General features: G+C 73.7%; 10 protein-coding genes, 1 tRNA gene and 1 other RNA gene. 2 read left to right on the forward strand and 10 right to left on the reverse strand.

Annotation, left to right across the window (positions count from 1 at the left end; all coding sequences use genetic code 11):
• Nucleotides 1-111 precede the first annotated feature (111 nt).
• A complete protein-coding gene (locus ACWIF2_RS14765; RefSeq protein ID WP_454360621.1) occupies nt 112-2,595 on the reverse strand; it encodes a DNA polymerase III subunit gamma and tau in 2,484 nt (827 codons plus the stop codon).
• A gap of 46 nt (nt 2,596-2,641) precedes the next feature.
• Nucleotides 2,642-2,740: signal recognition particle sRNA small type (ffs, locus tag ACWIF2_RS14770), an RNA gene on the reverse strand.
• 72 nt (nt 2,741-2,812) lie between these two features.
• Here ffs and ACWIF2_RS14775 point away from each other — a divergent pair.
• Nucleotides 2,813-2,900 (forward strand) — tRNA-Ser (locus ACWIF2_RS14775).
• 71 nt (nt 2,901-2,971) lie between these two features.
• On the opposite strand, the gene ACWIF2_RS14780 is transcribed toward ACWIF2_RS14775, so the two are convergent.
• From ACWIF2_RS14780 to ACWIF2_RS14795, 4 genes are all read right to left on the reverse strand, one after another.
• Nucleotides 2,972-4,594 carry an amino acid ABC transporter substrate-binding protein gene (locus ACWIF2_RS14780; RefSeq protein WP_454360623.1) on the reverse strand — a complete coding sequence of 541 codons (1,623 nt, stop codon included), beginning with the start codon at nt 4,592-4,594 and terminating at the stop codon, nt 2,972-2,974.
• A 4-nt stretch (nt 4,595-4,598) separates the two neighbouring features.
• A complete protein-coding gene (locus tag ACWIF2_RS14785; protein ID WP_454360624.1) occupies nt 4,599-6,875 on the reverse strand; it encodes a hypothetical protein in 2,277 nt (758 codons plus the stop codon).
• A 183-nt stretch (nt 6,876-7,058) separates the two neighbouring features.
• On the reverse strand, nt 7,059-7,523 hold the full coding sequence (locus tag ACWIF2_RS14790; protein WP_454360626.1) for an MSMEG_6728 family protein: 465 nt from the start codon (nt 7,521-7,523) through the stop codon (nt 7,059-7,061).
• A gap of 7 nt (nt 7,524-7,530) precedes the next feature.
• Nucleotides 7,531-10,098 carry a SpoIIE family protein phosphatase gene (locus ACWIF2_RS14795; protein ID WP_454360628.1) on the reverse strand — a complete coding sequence of 856 codons (2,568 nt, stop codon included), beginning with the start codon at nt 10,096-10,098 and terminating at the stop codon, nt 7,531-7,533.
• Between the two features lie 161 nt (nt 10,099-10,259).
• On the opposite strand from ACWIF2_RS14795, the gene ACWIF2_RS14800 reads away from it, so the two are divergent.
• Complete coding sequence (locus ACWIF2_RS14800; RefSeq protein ID WP_454360630.1) at nt 10,260-11,237, forward strand: DUF72 domain-containing protein; 978 nt, start codon at nt 10,260-10,262, stop codon at nt 11,235-11,237.
• Here ACWIF2_RS14800 and ACWIF2_RS14805 read toward each other — a convergent pair.
• The 4 genes from ACWIF2_RS14805 to ACWIF2_RS14820 form a co-directional block, all read right to left on the reverse strand.
• Nucleotides 11,137-12,948, reverse strand: a complete 1,812-nt coding sequence (locus ACWIF2_RS14805) for a copper resistance CopC/CopD family protein (protein WP_454360656.1) — start codon at nt 12,946-12,948, stop codon at nt 11,137-11,139. The two genes, ACWIF2_RS14800 and ACWIF2_RS14805, sit on opposite strands and share 101 nt — an antisense overlap.
• Before the next feature lie 221 nt (nt 12,949-13,169).
• Complete coding sequence (locus ACWIF2_RS14810) at nt 13,170-13,643, reverse strand: cupin domain-containing protein (RefSeq protein ID WP_454360632.1); 474 nt, start codon at nt 13,641-13,643, stop codon at nt 13,170-13,172.
• Complete coding sequence (locus ACWIF2_RS14815) at nt 13,640-14,248, reverse strand: GNAT family N-acetyltransferase (protein ID WP_454360634.1); 609 nt, start codon at nt 14,246-14,248, stop codon at nt 13,640-13,642. Before ACWIF2_RS14815 ends, ACWIF2_RS14810 begins: the two co-directional genes overlap by 4 nt.
• Nucleotides 14,241-16,502, reverse strand: coding sequence for a penicillin acylase family protein (locus ACWIF2_RS14820; protein ID WP_454360636.1), 2,262 nt, complete (start codon nt 16,500-16,502; stop codon nt 14,241-14,243). The genes ACWIF2_RS14815 and ACWIF2_RS14820 overlap by 8 nt, the downstream gene beginning before the upstream one ends.
• Between the last annotated feature and the right edge of the window lies 1 nt (nt 16,503).

The following is a 16,503-nucleotide window of genomic DNA, read 5'->3' on the forward strand; positions in this document are numbered from 1 at the left end:
TCGGGCTCGGTCGTGTCTCCGACAGGGCGGCTCGGGCTCGTTCGGGTCTCCGACAGGGCGGCTCGGGCTCGTTCGTGTCTCCGGCAGGGCGGCTCGGGCTCGTTCGTGCGGTTACGGCTCGTTCGTGAACTCGTCCACCACCGTCGCCCCCAGCTCCCGGACGATCAGGTCCTGCCCGGAGAGGGCCGACTCGTCGAGGTCGGGGTCGTCGTCCTCGGGGATGTCGTCCTCGACGGACACGGACCGCGGCCTCGGGGCGGAGGGCTGGGGAGCGGGGGCGGACGGGGCGGGGGAAGAGGCGGGGGCGGGTGTGCTCGACTGCTGGGCGGGGGCGGGCGGGGCGGTCGACTGGGCCGGGGCGGGGCGCTGGGCGGTTGCCGTACCGCCGCTGCCGCCGCTGCCGCCTCCGGCGTTGTAGCCGCCACCGGCGGAGCTGTGGCTGCCGCCGCCGTAGCCACTGGTGCTGCCGCCGGGACCGCCGCCGTGGCCGCCGTTGCCCCCTCCGAAGCCGGAGGGGCCGCCCGGGGCCGGGGGCGCGGAGCCGCCGGAGGGGTCGACGATCGCCTCGATCTTCCACTGGACGTTGAACTGCTCGCCCAGCGCCTGCCGCAGCACGTCCTCGCTGCCGCTGCTCAGGAAGTTGTCCCGCGCACCCGCGTTGACGAAGCCGAGCTGAAGGGTCGTGCCGTCGAAGCCGGCCACCTGGGCGTTCTGGCTGAGCAGGATCCAGGTGAAGCGCCGGCGGTTCTTGACGGCCTCCAGGATGTTCGGCCAGAGCATGCGGGGGTCGAGACCGCCCGCGGGAGCGGCGGCGGGGGCGGCCGGTGCGGGGGCCGAGGGGGCCGGTGAAGCCGCTGGTCGGGTGCTGGCGGTGGGGGTGCTCGGGGCGGGTGGGTTCGCCGCCGGGGCGTTACCTGCCGCGGTGTCGGAGGCGGGCCCGCCTGGGGCGGCCGTGGGCCAGCCGCCGGGGCGACGGCCGCCGCTGCCCGCGGAGGCGGCGGTGGGCCAGGCGCCGGGGGCCTGGGCCGCGGGGGTGGGTGCGGGTGTCGTGGGCGCTGGGGGTGCCTGGGACGGCTCGGGAGGCTGGGACGGCTGGGCGTGCCCGCTGGTGGCGGGGCCGCTGGTGGCGGGGCCGGGGGCGGACGGGGCCTGCTCGGCGGGGACACCGGAGGGGCCACCGGGGGCCCCAGGGGCACCCGGAGCGTCGGGGACGTACCCGGCCGCAGCCGCCGTATCACCGCCACTACCACTGCCACTGCCGCTGCTTCCGCTGCTTCCGCTCCCTGGTGCTCCGGAAGCCCGTACGGCCGCACGGGCCGCGGCCGGGCCGCCACCGGGCGGAACGGGAGCAGCGGCCGCTGCCGCCGCTCCGCCATGCCCCTCGAGTCCGGGCACGTATCCCATGGCGGGCATGCCGGCGGGTGCCGCGGAGAAGTTCACGCCGCGCTCGATGCGGTCCAGGCGGGCCATGACGGACCGCTCGTCGCCGTAAGCGGCGGGGAGCAGGACGCGGGCGCAGATCAGCTCCAGCTGGAGGCGGGGCGAGTTGGCGCCGCGCATCTCTGTCAGTCCCTCGTTGACGAGGTCGGCGGCCCGGCTCAGCTCGGCGGGGCCGAAGGTGCCGGCCTGGGCCTGCATGCGCTCCACGACATCCGCGGGGGCGTCGATGAGCCCCTTCTCCGCCGCGTCCGGGACGGCGGCGAGAATCACCAGGTCACGCAGCCGCTCCAGCAGGTCGGTGACGAACCGACGGGGGTCGTTCCCGCCCTCGATGACGCGGTCGACGACCTCGAAGGCCGCGGCTCCGTCGCCGGTGGCGAAGGACTCGACGACGGAGTCCAGGAGGGAGCTCTCGGTGTACCCGAGCAGGGCGGTGGCCATGGCATACGTCACACCGTCCGCCGCGGCGCCGGCGAGCAGCTGGTCCATGACGGACATGGAGTCACGCACGGAACCGGCACCGGCCCGCACGACGAGCGGGAGCACACCGTCCTCGACCGGGATGGCCTCCTTCTGGCACACCTCGCCGAGGTAGTCCCGCAGGGTCCCGGGCGGGACGAGCCGGAAGGGATAGTGATGGGTCCGCGACCGGATCGTCCCGATGACCTTTTCGGGCTCGGTGGTCGCGAAGATGAACTTGAGATGCTCCGGCGGCTCCTCGACGACCTTCAGCAGCGCGTTGAAGCCGGCCGACGTGACCATGTGGGCCTCGTCGATGATGTAGATCTTGTAGCGGCTGCTCGCAGGTCCGAAGAAGGCCTTTTCGCGCAGGTCACGGGCATCGTCCACACCACCGTGCGACGCGGCGTCGATCTCGATGACGTCGATGGAACCGGGGCCGTTGCGCGCGAGGTCCTGACAGGACTGGCACTCACCGCACGGCGTGGGCGTCGGCCCCTGCTCGCAGTTCAGACACCGCGCCAGGATCCGCGCGCTGGTCGTCTTGCCACAGCCGCGCGGCCCGCTGAACAGGTACGCGTGGTTGACCCGGTTGTTGCGCAGCGCCTGCTGCAACGGGTCGGTGACGTGCTGCTGCCCGATGACCTCGGCGAAGGTCTCCGGGCGATAGCGGCGGTACAGAGCGAGAGACGACACGCATACGAGGTTATAGGCGCCCACTGACAACGAGCCCCGCCCCGGGAACGCAAACGCCCCCCACGCACCCGCCAGAGCCGACCTACCCTTGCTGCCTTCCGGCCCTGGGGGAGTTCAGTCAGATAGCGCCGCGTGGGGAGCTGCGCCCAGGCTACCTGATGTCAGGGGCAGCGAACGAGTTCGCGAGCACTCCTCCCAGTCATGTAATGTCTTCGACGGAGGATTCGCCTAGAGGCCTAGGGCGCACGCTTGGAAAGCGTGTTGGGGGCAACCCCTCACGAGTTCGAATCTCGTATCCTCCGCCAGTGCCTCACCGGGCACGATGTCGAAGGGCCCCACCGTTCGCGGTGGGGCCCTTCGGCGTTGTCCGGGCGGATCAAGGTGTCGTGCTGGGGATCACGCAGTTCTTCGGTTGGGGTTTGCCTGTCGGCCAGCCGAGGCCGACGAATTTCAGGGTGCCTTCGCCTTTTCGGCCCGGGTCGAGTTCGACGATGGCGGCCGGTTTGTCGTAGGCGTTGCCGCCTGTGGTGAGGCAGATCAGGCCGCTGGTGGCCTGGACGCGGTGGCGGGACTGGAGGAGGGACCACTGGCGGCCGACGTCCTCGCGGGTGGGGGCGGTGGTCTCGGGGGCGCCCCGTTGGGCCTGGTGGAGGGCCTTGCCGATGGTGATGAGGCCGTCGTAGACGAGCATCGTGCGGGAGTCGTCCAGGTTCGGGGTGGAGCCGAGTGTGATGCCCTCGCGTCGGGTGGCGGTGATCTGGTTCCTGAGGGTGTCCAGGGCCGCCTTCGGTTCCGTGAGGTATTGGGGGAGGTCCTGGGTCCGCGGCTTCTTGCTGTGGGCCGCCGTGTGGGTCTTCGTCCACTTCGTCAGTTCCGTCGTCCAGGCGTCCGGGTGTGCGGGGGCCGCGTACTGCACCGTCACCTTCGCTCTGCCGTCGTCGCCGCGGAGCTGGGACCAGTCCTTCTCCGTCATCGCCTGGCGCAGTGAGGCCGCGTCGGAGCCGCTGACGATGGTGTAGTGGCGGTTCTCGCAGCCCACCTGGGCGAGCTTGAGGGCGAAGATGCGCAGGTGGAGGGTACGGCCCGCGAAGTAGATCGTGTCGGCCTCGGAGTCGCAGATGTTGTTGGCCGTCTGGGTGAACTGGTTGCCGGTCGAGCCCGGCTCGTCGATGGACGGGGACTCGAAGGACATCGCGGCGGGGCCGGCCGGGCCCTTCTCCTTGATCCTGCTGAACGCCCTGGCCAGGGACTCGTTGTAGCCGTCGGGGCGTTTGTCGTAGACCAGGACCGTTCTGAGGTTCCGGCGCCCGCATTCGCCGTTGAAGTTGGCCAGGGCCTGGGCCGCGTCGTTGTTGGTGGGGAGGATGCGGGCCAGGCCGGGGAACTTCAGGGCGGCCATGCCGTCGGGCCGGTCCTCGTTCGCGATTCTGTCGCCGCTGATTCTGGCCGCCAGGACCGGGATCCGGTTCTCCGTCAGGCGTTTCACCGCCGCCTCCGTCGCGGCGAGGCTCAGATTGAAGCCGGTGACCGCGCGCAGCCGGTCCTCGGGGGAGGCGGCCATGCGGAGGAGGGTGTCCACGACCTTCGCCTGACGGCCGTAGGCCTGACCGGGGTTGGCCAGCACCAGGCGGATCCTGGGTGGTTCGCCCTCGCCCTCGTTGGCCTGCCGCTGTCCCAGGTACGCGCCCTGGAGGTCGCTGCGCATCTGCCGGCGCAGGGCCTCGCGGTCCGACTGGAGCGGCAGCATCATCGCCACCGTGACATGCGGCTGGTTCGCGATCCTCTGGTTCTCGCGTGCGATGGCCCGGGCCACATCGGCGATCTCCGGGGTGCCGAAGTCGTAGCCGTCGCCGTTGACCCCGACGCACTCGTCCTCGATCCGCTCGACGCCGTCGGCGCAGGTGTCCGGCCTGCCGAGGAGAGCGGTGGTGAGGGCCACGCCTGCCACGATCGCCCCTACGAGCAGCACCGCGTAGAGGATCTTCCGCCATCTGGGCATGCCGTCATCTCCTTCGCCGGAGCTGTTCGGTGCAGGTGCAGCGCAGCAGAGGCTGCTCGTTCTCCGCCAGGCCGCTCCAGTCCGTCGCCGTCCTGCTGAGCCGGCCCGCGCCCTCGAAGTCCATGATCGAGAGCAGGTCCAGCAGCTTGGCCAGCGTGCGGGCCGTCTCCTTGCCGGTCGGCCTGGTCCGCTCCTCGCACAGCCACACCGCGTGCAGCAGCTGGTCGACCGTGCGGCGCAGGGGCGGGCCGTCCGCCCCCACCAAGCCCTGGGCGCGCTCCCGGCGGGCGTCCGCCCCGCCCGGGTAGGGGGCCTGGGCGATCTCCAGGAGATCCGCGCACCATGCCCCGGGGCGGCCGGGGAGGGTGGCGGCGAGGTGGCTGACGACGTCGTCCGCGCCGCCGGACACCAGGTGGTGGTTCATCCGGTGGGCGGTGAGCGAGCGGAAGGCCCGGTCACCACGTCCGTAGCCCCCGTTGCCCCCGTTGCCTCCGTTGCCTCCGTAGCCTCCGTAGCCTCCGTTGTCCCCGTTGTCCCCGTCGCCCCCGTGGCTCCCGTCGCCCTGGGCGTCCGGCGGCTCCCCCGCCGCGCGCCGCGCGTAGTGGTCGCGCAGCAGATGGTGGTCGGCGTACCAGGCGGCGCCGCCGGGGCGCAGTCCGTAGAGCCGGTGCACCAGCAGCTGGCGGAGGCCGAAGTCGCCGATGAAATGGCGTTCGCAGGCGGGCCATCCGGTGTCGGTGAGGAGCTGGGAGACGTGATGGGCGGTCAGGTGGTGGACGTGGCCCGACTGGTGGTGACGGAGCAGGACGTCCGCGCACTCCGTGTCGTGGGCCACCGACAGGTGGGAGAGGAGGTCCAGCCACTGGGCCCGGTGCTCGGTGGGGAGCCGTACGGGTAACTGGTCCAGGATCAGTTCGCGGAGCAGGACGTCCGCGACCGGGCGTTCGGGGGTGTCGTCGCCGGGGAGCCGCAGCGGGGCGTCCAGGATGTCGCGGTCGTTGGCGTCCGCCGGCATCCGGAAGGCCGCCGCGGCTGCGGACAGCCGGATCACGGTGTGCGGTCGGCCGCCGCTCAGCCGGGCCACGGCGGCGTCGATACGGCGGCGGTTCGTGCCGCCCTCCGGCTCGGCGCGCTGCTGTCTTCGTACGGTCTCCCGGCGCAGCTGGTCGCCGGTGAGCAGCGGCATCCGCAGCAGGACCACGCCGTCGGCGAGGGGTGCCCGGTCGGCGGCCTCGTCCGTGCGCCGGACCCAGACGGGCGGGGCGCCGTCGGCCGGCCGGTACTCCGCCGGGGGCGCCGCCTCCTCGGGCGGCAGGCCGCCGTGCAGGAAGGCGCCGCCGTCCGGACGGCGTGCGGTGCCCACGATCACCACGCGGTCGCGCTGCCCGGCCCGGCGGTCGGTGAGGACGGCGCGCAGCAGCCGCTCGCCGAGGGGCGACTCGGCGTGGTCCAGCAGCATCGCCGGGCGGCCGACCCGGCGAAGCCAGCCGGAGGGCGAGGCGTACGCCGCCTCCAGGTCCTCGCGCAGGGCCCGGAACAGGAAGCTCTCCGCCACCTCCCGTGCCTCGCCGCCTGCGCGGAAGTCGGCGGCGAGGATGCGCAGGCCGATCCTGGGCTGGCCGGCCGCGCCGGGATAGGCGCCGTAGAGCCGCTCCAGTTCCGCCCTGCCCCGGGGGGCCAGTCGCTGGAAGAGGGCGTCCAGCAGGGCGTTGCTCACGGCCGCCGAGTACGGGTCGAGCGCCTGCCCGTACAGGGTCATCAGCAGGTTCCGGATCGCGCCGCGCAGCACGCCCCGCCAGAAGTCGCCGGTGACCAGGCCGCGCAGGCGCTGCCTCTGGGCCAGGCCCTCGTAGCGCTCGGCCTCCGTCGCGACCGCCTCGGGCGTGCCCTCCGTGACGCCGGTCGCGATCATGGCCAGGCCCGGGAAGAGCCGCGGGAAGGTGAACGAGCCGCCCGTGCCCTGCCAGGTGCACAGCCGGCGGGCGACCTCGACCAGGGCCTCGGTCGTGGCCGAGCGGGCGCCCGGCTCCGGGTCCGCGCGGTCCGCGTACACCGGTGAGGCGCAGTCCAGGTGGATCACCGGAACCTTGGCGGCGAAGCGGTCCCTTACGGCGCGCAGCAGGCGGCCCTTGCCCATGCCCGGGCCGCCGGTGAGCAGGACGACGGGCAGGTCGGGGCCGTACAGCGGATCCCGGCCGGCCCCCGACGGCGTCCGTCCGAGCAGCCCCGCGAAGAAGCCCTCCTCGCCGAGGAGTTTCTCGAATCCCAGTTCTTCACACACGGACCCCCCATGGAGTGCCTGCCCGCCCGGGGGCGGGTGACCCGTGACCGATGTGCCAGAAACGATTCAGTGGAACACGGAACCTCTGGCCGGACAACGGGGTCCGCACGGAAGGGAGTTGTCAGTGATCGACCGGGGCGGGCCGGGCTTCACCCCTCCGGCGGTCGCTCGTCGGCGCCCCGGTCAGGTCCGGTCCGACGTGGGCCAGACGTAAGGCAGGTCGTCGGGGACCCCGGGGAACAGCTCCGCGTACGCGGTCGCGTCCTTGCGGACCAGGGCCGAGCGGTGGCTGCGGTGGAAGGTGTCGTCGCCCAGCCAGGGCGGCAGTTCGCCCTCCGCGGCCAGCAGGGGCTGGTCCCGTACCGGTGCGTGGGGGCGGGTCGCCGCGAGGTCGGCGACGAGGGTGGCCGCGCAGCTGTCTTGATGGCCCTGTTCACGCCAGACCCGGCAGATCTCCAGGCCGTAGCGGACCAGCGCCTCCTCGTAGCCGGCCCACATCCGCACGGCCGGATGCCTGCGCCACCCGTAGTCCGGTACGACCAGGCCGCGCAGCACCTGCAGCGCCTCGACCCGCTGTTTGCCGAGCCGGCGGCGGTCCAGGACCAGGGCCGACTTCCGGAAGCCGGGGTAGGGAAGGAAGGTCTGCACTCCGTCCTCACTGGAGAGGCAGTGTCTGTTCCGCCCAGATGGTCTTGCCCGTGGCGCTCTGCCGGGTGCCCCAGCGCTCGGTCAGCTGGGCGACGAGGAGCAGGCCGCGGCCGCCCTCGTCGTAGGAGCGGGCACGTCGCAGATGGGGAGCGGTGCTGCCGCCGTCGGAGACCTCACAGATGAGGGTCGTGTCGTGGATCAGACGGAGCTGGATCGGCGGCTCGGCGTGGCGGATGGCGTTGGTGACGAGTTCGCTGACGACCAGCTCGGTGACGAAGACGGCGTCGGACAGCCCCCACCTCGCCAGCTGCGCCACCACGTCCTTGCGGGTCTGGGCGACAGCGGACGGGTCGGCCGGTACCGCCCAGGTGGCGACGTGGTCCGAGTCGAGCGCGCGGGTGCGGGCGATGAGCAGGGCCACGTCGTCGGCCGGACGCCGCGTCAGCAGGTCGGACAGCACCGTGTCGCACAGGGCGTCCAGCGAGGTCGCCGGGCGGGCGAGGGCCTCCCGCAGCCGGTGGACCCCGGCGTCGATGTCGCGGTCCCGGTTCACGATCAGGCCGTTGGTGTAGAGGGCGAGCAGGCTGCCCTCGGGGATGTTGATCTCGGTGGCCTCGTAGGGCAGGCCGCCCACGCCGAGCGGGGGCGCGGCCGGGAGGCCGACGAGTTCGACGGCGCCGTCGGGGCTCACGAGGGCCGGCACGGGATGCCCGGCACCGGCGAAGCAGCAGCTCCGCGACACGGGGTCGTAGACGGCGTACAGGCAGGTCGCGCCCACGTCGGTGGGGGTTTCCGGGCGGCCGGTGGTGGCCCGGTGTCCGGCGGTGTCCCGGTGTCCGGCGGTGTCCCGGTGTCCGGCGGTGTCCCGGTGTCCTGAGGCCGCCCCCTTGTCCTCCTCGTCCCCCTCGTCCCCCTCGTCCTCCTTGTTCAGCCGGGCGACGAGGTCGTCGAGGTGGGTCAGGAGCTCGTCGCACGGCAGGTCGATGTCCGCGAGGGTGCGTACGGCCGTGCGCAGCCGCCCCATGGTCGCCGAGGCGTGCAGGCCGTGGCCGACGACGTCGCCGACGACCAGCGCCACCCGCGCGCCGGAAAGAGGGATGACGTCGAACCAGTCCCCGCCGACGCCGGCCCGGCCGCCCGCCGGGAGATAGCGGGACGCGACCTCGACCGCGGCCTGCCGGGGCAGCCGCTGGGGCAGGAGGCTGCGCTGGAGGGTGACCGCGGTGGCACGCTCCCGGCTGTAGCGGCGGGCGTTGTCGATGCTCACGGCCGCCCTGGCCGCCAGCTCCCCGGCCAGGACCAGGTCGTCGTGGTGGAAGGTCTCGGCGCTGCGGTACCGGATGAAGAAGGCGACGCCCAGGGTGGTGCCACGTGCGGCGAGGGGCACAGTCATCACCGAGTGGATGCCGAACGCCCGGACCCGGGCGGCGCGGCCGGGGTCGCGGGCGAGCCACCCGGCGAACTCGGGGTCGGACACCTCGTGCAAGGAAGGCCGTCCGGTGCGCAGGCTCTCGAAGGGCGCCGAGCCCGGAGGGTAGGTATCCACCTGGCCGGCCGCCACCGCCGACTCCGGTGCCCCCGGAGTCACGGACCGCAGCGCGGCCCGTCGCAGCCGCAGCGGCCCGTCAGCCGGCACGGCGTGCGCGGGCGGTTCGGCCACGTCGTCCAGCGCCTCCAGCAGATCGACGCTGACGAAGTCGGCCAGGGCGGGGACGGTCACGTCCGCCAGCTCCTGGGCCGTACGCGTCACATCGAGGGTGCCGCCGATGCGCCGGCCGGCCTCGGCGATCAGCTGGAGCCGCTTGCGGGCCCAGAACTGCTCCGTCATGTCGTGCGCGGAGAGGCAGACGCCCTGGATGGTGCCGTCGTGGTCCCGCAGCGCGGACAGGAAGACCGACCAGGCGTGCGCGTGCTCCTCCCCGGGGGCGCGCAGGTAGTTCTCCTGGTACTCCGGCTCGCCGGTCCGCAGCACCCGGGCCATGCTGCGTTCCGCCCGCTCACCGGCGTCGTCGTCGACGATCTCGGAAACGCGCAGCCCCAGCATCTCCTCCTCGGTGAGCGCCGTGGAGCGTTCCATGTCGGCGTTGGCCCGCCGCAGCCTCAGCCGGGTGTCGTAGATCGCCAGGGCGCAGCACGGGGACTGGGCGAAGCTCCAGCTCACGAGGGATTCGTCGAGGCCGGCCCGCGGCTGCCGGCCGGTCAGGGCGGAGACGAGGAGCCAGGCGCGGGGGCCGGTTCCGGGCTCCCTGTGGTGGGCGAGGATCCTGACCGTCAGCTTGCGGCCGTCGCGGTGCCGGAGCGCGACGTCGCCGTTCCAGCGGGGCAGTCCGGCGAGAGCCGGCATGCCGCCCCGCACGGGGATCGGCTCGGCCAGCAGATCCGCGGCCCGGCGGCCGGTCATCTGCCCGGAGGCGTACCCGAGGAGCTGCTCGGCGCCCGCGTTCCAGCCGGTCACCGTGCCGTGTTCGTCGAGGGTGATGCGGGCGGTGAGGGCCTCGCCGACGAGTGCTTCGAGCGCTCCGGGTGCTTCTCCGAGCGACCGGCCGGCCCGGCCGACGCTGACGGGCTGCTCCATGATCGGTCATCTCACTCTCGGGGTGAATGAGCCGTAACCCCGGACAAGCGCAGTTATCACCTGGTTACCCCGATTACGACCGGTATCACCGTGCCACCACCGGCTGGGAACGGAGCGGTCGCCCGGGCCTGCCGGAGCCCGGCCCGGGTAACCGCTCCCCCATGGGCCGGATCCTCGTGGGCACGTGTTCCTGGACGGACAAGGCGCTGGTCGGCAGCGGCTGGTACCCGGTGGGGCGGCGGGACGCCGAGGGACGGTTACGGCACTACGCCGAGCGGTTCCCGGTCGTCGAGGTCGACGCCTCGTACTACGCGCTGCCCGGCGAGCGGAACAGCCGGCTGTGGGCCGAGCGCACCCCGGACGGGTTCGTGTTCGACGTGAAGGCGTTCTCGCTGCTGACCGGGCATCCCACCAGGGAGGCGGCGATGCCGGGCGGGCTGCCGGCCGATCACCGGGACCCGGAGGTGCTCGACGAGGTGTGGGCCCGGTTCGCGGCCGGGATCGGGCCGCTGCGGCGGGCCGGGCGGCTCGGGAGCGTGCTGTTCCAGTTCCCGCCCTGGTTCCGGCCGGGGGAGCGGGCGGAGGCGTTCCTCCGGGAGTGCGCCGAGCGGACGCGGGGGTGGCCCCTCGCGGTCGAGTTCCGGCATCCCGCGTGGTGGGAGACGGGCCGGGCCGAGGACACGTGCGCGCTGCTCGCCGGGTACGGCATGGCCGCGGTCGCCGTCGACATGACGCAGACGCTCCCCTCCTCGGTCCCGCCGGTGACGGCTGTGACCTCGCCGCGGCTGTCCGTCGTACGGTTCCACGGCCGCAGCACCGCCTGGGGGACCGGGAGCAAGGAGGACCGGTTCCGGTACGGGTACGGCGAGGAGGAACTCGCCGAGTGGCTGCCCCGCGTGCGCAGGCTGGCGGAGCGGGCCGAGCAGGTCCACGTCCTGTTCAACAACTGCTGCGGCGACGCCGCCGTACGCGCCGCCGAGTGCATGACGCGGCTCCTCGACGGCGAGGCCGGGGCTGTTCCCGGAGCGGCCCGGGTGCCTAGGACGCGATCCGCACCCGTTTCGACACCGTCACCTGGTCCACGTCCGACACCCGCACGGTCGTCTTCATCGTCCAGGTCCCGGGGAGGGGCAGGTTGACGGAGTTGGTGCCCCAGTAGCCGCCCATGTCGTTCAGCTCGGCGTCGATCGGGCCGACCTCCCGGGAGGGCAGGGTGAAGGTGACGCGGACCTCGGGGATGACGATCAGGCCCTTGTCGGAGCCGTAGACCACGGCCTGGACGCCGTTCTCGCCGACGCGGGCCGGGTCCAGGGTGACCTGCACCGTGCCCCGGCCGGTCACGGAGCCCGCGCCCGTGTCGTAGGGCACCGTGACCAGGGTCGTGGGCGGCAGCGCGCCCGCCGGGGCCTGCTGCGCGGCCTCGGCCTGCGCGCGGCCCGGCAGCGTGGTGGTGAGCAGGGTCGTGATCAGCAGCACCACGGCGGCGACGGCGACCTCGATGAGGACGGAGCGGCGCAGCCCGCGCCGCAGCACGTCCCTGTCCGCGTCCCCATCCCCGTCCTCCGGTTCGGGCGCAGGCGCCTCCGGCTGCTCCGGCTCTCCGGTCGCTTCCGGCGGCAGCGGGGCGCCGACCGGCTGCGCGACCCGTTCGCGTACGGCCGCCACCGTCCGGGTGGTCACCGGGGCCGCGAGGCGGGCCGTCCAGCGGCGCGAGTACCCGGCCGCCAGCACCAGCACGGTCACCGCGGCCAGTTTCGCCAGCAGCAGCCGGCCGTACGACGTGCCGGACAGCGCGGAGACGGAGCCGAGGCCGCGCCAGGACTGGTAGACGCCGGTGACGACCAGGACCGTCACCGAGGCGAAGGCGATCCGGGAGAAGCGGGGCACGACCTCCGTCAGGTCCTCGCCGGACGAGCGGCGCAGGGTCAGGAGCAGTGCCACGAGCCCGCCCAGCCAGACCCCGGTCGCCAGCAGGTGCAGCACGGACGACGTCATCGCCAGCGGCACCTGGATCCCGGCGGAGGCGTGCTCGGCCGCGGCCCAGGTCAGGGCCAGTCCGACGGCCAGGGTCGTGCCCGCGGCCAGCGCCACGGGATCCTGGCGGTCGCGGAAGCGGCGGCGCCTGGACAGCCACACCAGGAAGCCGGCGGTCAGCAGGAGAACGGCCAGCCTGGCGAGCAGGGCCAGGCCCGGGCGGCTGCTCAGGGTGCGGCCGAGGGCGGAGGCGTCGAAGGCCGTCGCCGGGCCCGCGCCCGCCTCGTACGGGGCGCGCAGCAGGAGCAGGACGACCGTCGAGCCCAGCAGCGTGCACCAGGCCGTCACCAGTGGCCTGCGCAGCGGGAACCTGTTCGCCGGACGGCACAGCAGCGCGAACGCCGCCGCGCCGACGAGCAGCGCGGCGGCGACGTAGGCGAGGTAGCGGGCGGCGTCGTAGAGGCCGCCGGTCAGCGGGTCCTCCTCCGGGCCGGTGTCGATCTGCGTGGTCGTGGCGGACCGCTTGCCGACGGAGAAGGAGAAGGCACCGGAGACGGGGTGGCTGTCGGCGGACACCACTCGCCAGGCCACCGTGTAGGTGCCCTGGGCGAGCTTCTTGGGCAGGCCGACCCGGGCCGTGTCGGAGCGGCCGTCCGCGTGCGTGGCCTCGCCGGTGTGGACGCGTCGCTGGTCGGGGCCGAAGACCCGGAAGGAGTCGTCGAGCAGGCCCACGGATTCGGTGAAGGTCAGGGTGACGCTGCGGGGGCCCTGTTTGACGACGGATCCATCGTCAGGGGTGGTGGTGCGGAGGGCTGCGTGGGCCGAGGCGGGGGCTCCGCTGAAGAGGAGCAGGACCAGCACGGTGCCGAGCAGCACCAGGGCTTGGATTCGCCGGGGGTGTCCGACATCGCGCTCCTCGTTCCGCCGTGGGTCCACGTGGTTCTCCGTGTTCGGGATTTCCGGCCTCGGGATACGTACGGATGGGAGTTGTTCGGCGCTCACCGGGGAGGGTGGTTTGTGTTGTGTGGCGGCTGCGGAGGGGTGGGGGTCGTTCGCGCCCACGCGGCGGAGCCGCAAATCGATACGGCCCCGCGCCCCTAAAAAGCAGGTCGGGACAGCCCTGCGATCCTGTCCGCCTCTGCCGGATAGCGCGCCGTCAGCTCCCCCTCATCCCCGTGTTCATAGCCCTCGAACGTGAAGCCGGGCGCCATCGTGCAGCCGAACAGAGTCCACTCCCCGTGGGTCCTCCCGCCCATCCAGGTACCTGCCGGGACCGTGAACTGGACGTGCTGGCCGCCGAGGACGTCCGGGCCCAGCACCGCCGTCCGGGTGCTCCCGTCCGGGGCGAGCAGGAGCAGCTCCAGGGGATCGCCGAGGTAGTAGTGCCAGACCTCGTCGGTCGGCAGGCGGTGGAGGGCGGAGAAGGCGTCCGTCGTCAGGAGCGCGACGATCGCCGTGCCTTCGGGTCTGCCGTCGGGGCGTTCGGGACCGGCCCAGGTCTGCCGGAACAGGCCGCCCTCGCGCGGGATCGGCTCGAGTCCGTAATGGGCGATGAGCTCGTCGGGAGTCACCCGGGGAAGAGTACTTCCCGGTCGAGGAAGGCGAGCTGTGCCTTCTTCTCCGGCAGGTACACGTCGGGGAGGTCGATCTCCGGCAGCACGACCACCGGCCCGGCCGTGAAACCCAGCTTGAGGAAGCGGGTGACGGCCTTCTCGTTGCGCACGTCCGGGTCGACCACGACCCGCCGTCGCCCCAGGCCCAGCAGGACGTATGCGGCGATGGCCGCCACCAGCCGGGCCGTCCAGCCGGAGCGCGCGCCGCCCGGGCCGGCGGGGGCGAGCAGCAGGTGGACGCCGATGTCGCCGGGCCGGACGTCGTAGCACTCGCTGACGCGGTCGGCCTCGGGCTCGTAGGTCTGGAGGAGGGCGACCGGCTCGCCGTGCCGGACGACGAGGAAGGCGTGGTGGGTGGCGAGGATGTCCAGGTGGGCGTAGGTCTCGGCCACCTGCCGTTCGGTGAGGCCGTTCATGCCCCAGAAGCGGGCCCGGTCCTCCCGCACCCAGCGGTGGATCACGGCGGCGTCGGCCTCCGGGTCCAGCGGCAGGACGCGGACGGTGCCGAAGCCGTCGGCCGTCTGCTCGTGGACGGCCGTGCGGGAGGCGTACGGGTCAGACATCGGTTTCCTTCTTCAGCAGGGTCCAGTCGGTGACGACCGGGACGAGGTCTCCCGCGAGCCACAGCCGGAGCTGGTCGCGGTGGTGGGGCGAGCCGGGGACGCCCGAGGCGCCGAGCGGGACCACCCAGCGGCTGTCGTCGCGCCGGGCCAGGTCCCAGACGTAACGGGCCGCAGGGCCGCGGGCGGCTCGGTCGGTCAGGCCGGGCACGCCCGAGGTGCACAGCACGCAGTCGTGGTCGCCGGACAGCGCCGGTTCGTCGTACGGCGTTTCGGGGTGCAGCGGTCGCCAGGGGGTGAGGCGGTGGGTGTCGCCCCAGACGCCGGCCGGGGGCCGCGCGGCCACCTCCTCGAGCGCCGCGCGGACGGCCGCCGGGCGGTCGATTCCGTACAGGTCCTCCGCCCGCAGCAGGTGTTCGAGGGCGAAGCCGACGCGCGGGAGGAGGGCAAGCCAGGGCTGGAACACCTCCGGGTACGCCGGTGGTGTCGCGAGTGCGGCGAAGGCCGGGTGCGCCGCCAGCTGCCGTACGACCGCTCCGCGCACCGCCGCGTAGTGGGCCGCGTCGGCGCTGCCGGCGTCCATACGGCGGTCCCAGGAGAGGAGCCGGTCCCGGAGGGCGGCGGCCTCGGGGGTGAGGCCGTCGAGGGCGCGGAGGTGGTCCAGCAGGGGGCCCGCCGAGGCGAGGTGGGTGTCCGTGTGGATCGCGGGCATGTCGGCGGCGGACCAGCGCTCCTTGTAGGAGAGCAGCTCGGCGATGCGGCCGGCGCGGTGCGGCGGGGCGAACTCGACACCGAGGGGTGCGGCCGGGCCGCGCTGGTTGGCCATGACGGCGACGCCGTCGGTGAGCCCGGCGCGGGGCGTCTCGTGCCGGCCGGTCCACTCGTGGCCGGGCTCCCAGGCGGGGACCACGCGCAGGCGGTTGGACTGGGCGCGCAGCGGCACCCACCCGGCCACGCGGTGCAGCACACCGCCCTCGGTGTCGGCGGCCTGGACGACGTTGACCGGCTCGGCCCACCGGTCGAAGGCACGGTCCACGTCCGCGACCCGGCGGGCCCGCAGCAGCGGCAGCAGGGCACCGAAGCCGAGGTCGCCGGTGACGCGGGGCGGGTAGCGCAGGCTGATCGCCACGGGGGCGCCGACGGGGGCGGTTGGATCGACCGGGCCGCCGACCGGGGCGGCGGGATCGACCGGGCCGCCCGGACGCGCCGGGTCCGTCGGCACACCCGCACCTGCCGGGCCACCGTTCGGATCCCGCCGGCCTGCCGGACCGCCCGGCGCCGCCGTATCCACCGGACTGTCCTCGTACGCCAGGTCCATCGGATCGCCGTCGATCCCTTCGGGCCCTCCGATGACCAGCGGTCCCCGGTCGGTCTCGATCACCTCGACCTCGACCGGCTCCTCGCCCGCCACCTCGACGACCTCGGTGTGCCGGGCCGCCCGGTGCCAGACCCCGTCCGGTCCGAGGGCCTCCACCCCGGCCCCGGTGCGCCGCAGCCGCTCCCGGTAGAGGTCCTGGTAGTCGGCCATGGCGTTGGTGATCGCCCAGGCGACGGAGCCGGTGTGCCCGAAGTGGGCGATGCCGGGGACCCCGGGGACCGCCAGGCCCACGACGTCGAACTCCGGGCAGGACAGGTGGATCTGCTGGTAGACGCCCGGGTCCTCGATCCAGCGGTGGGGGTCGCCGGCGATGACCGCCTGCCCGGTGACGGTCCTCTCCCCGCTCACCAGCCAGCCGTTGGAGCCGGAGGTGCCGGGACCATCGGTCGCGAACAGGCCGACGGCGTCCGCGTCCAGGTGGTTCAGGGCCTGCTCGCGCCAGAGCTTGGCCGGGAACCCGGCGAAGAGGATGTGGGTGGCGAGCCAGACGCCGAGGGGGGTCCAGGGGTGCCAGGTCCCGGGGGTGAGGCCGGTGCGGGCGAACTCGGGGGCCGTCTCCGCCCCTTCGGCCAGCCCCGCGTTGACCCCGTCGACGTACGCCCGCACCCACCGCGCCGTCTCGGGGTCCTGTCTCTCCAGCTCCGCGAAGCAGCGCCTGGCCGTGTCGTCGAGTCTGGCCCGTCTGGCGAACCGGTCCCAGGCCAGGGCACTCTCGCCGAGGAAGGACGCCGAGGTGCCCTGGGCCCGGTGCCGCTCGACCTCGAGCTGCCAGGCCCGGTCGCGGGCGGTGACGCGGCCCTGCGCGTGGGCGAGTTCGGCCGCGCTGCCGGCGCGCAGATGCGGGATGCCCCAGGCGTCACGGTAGATCTCGGTGGCCACG

Source organism: Streptomyces sp. NPDC055506 (genome assembly GCF_053643595.1).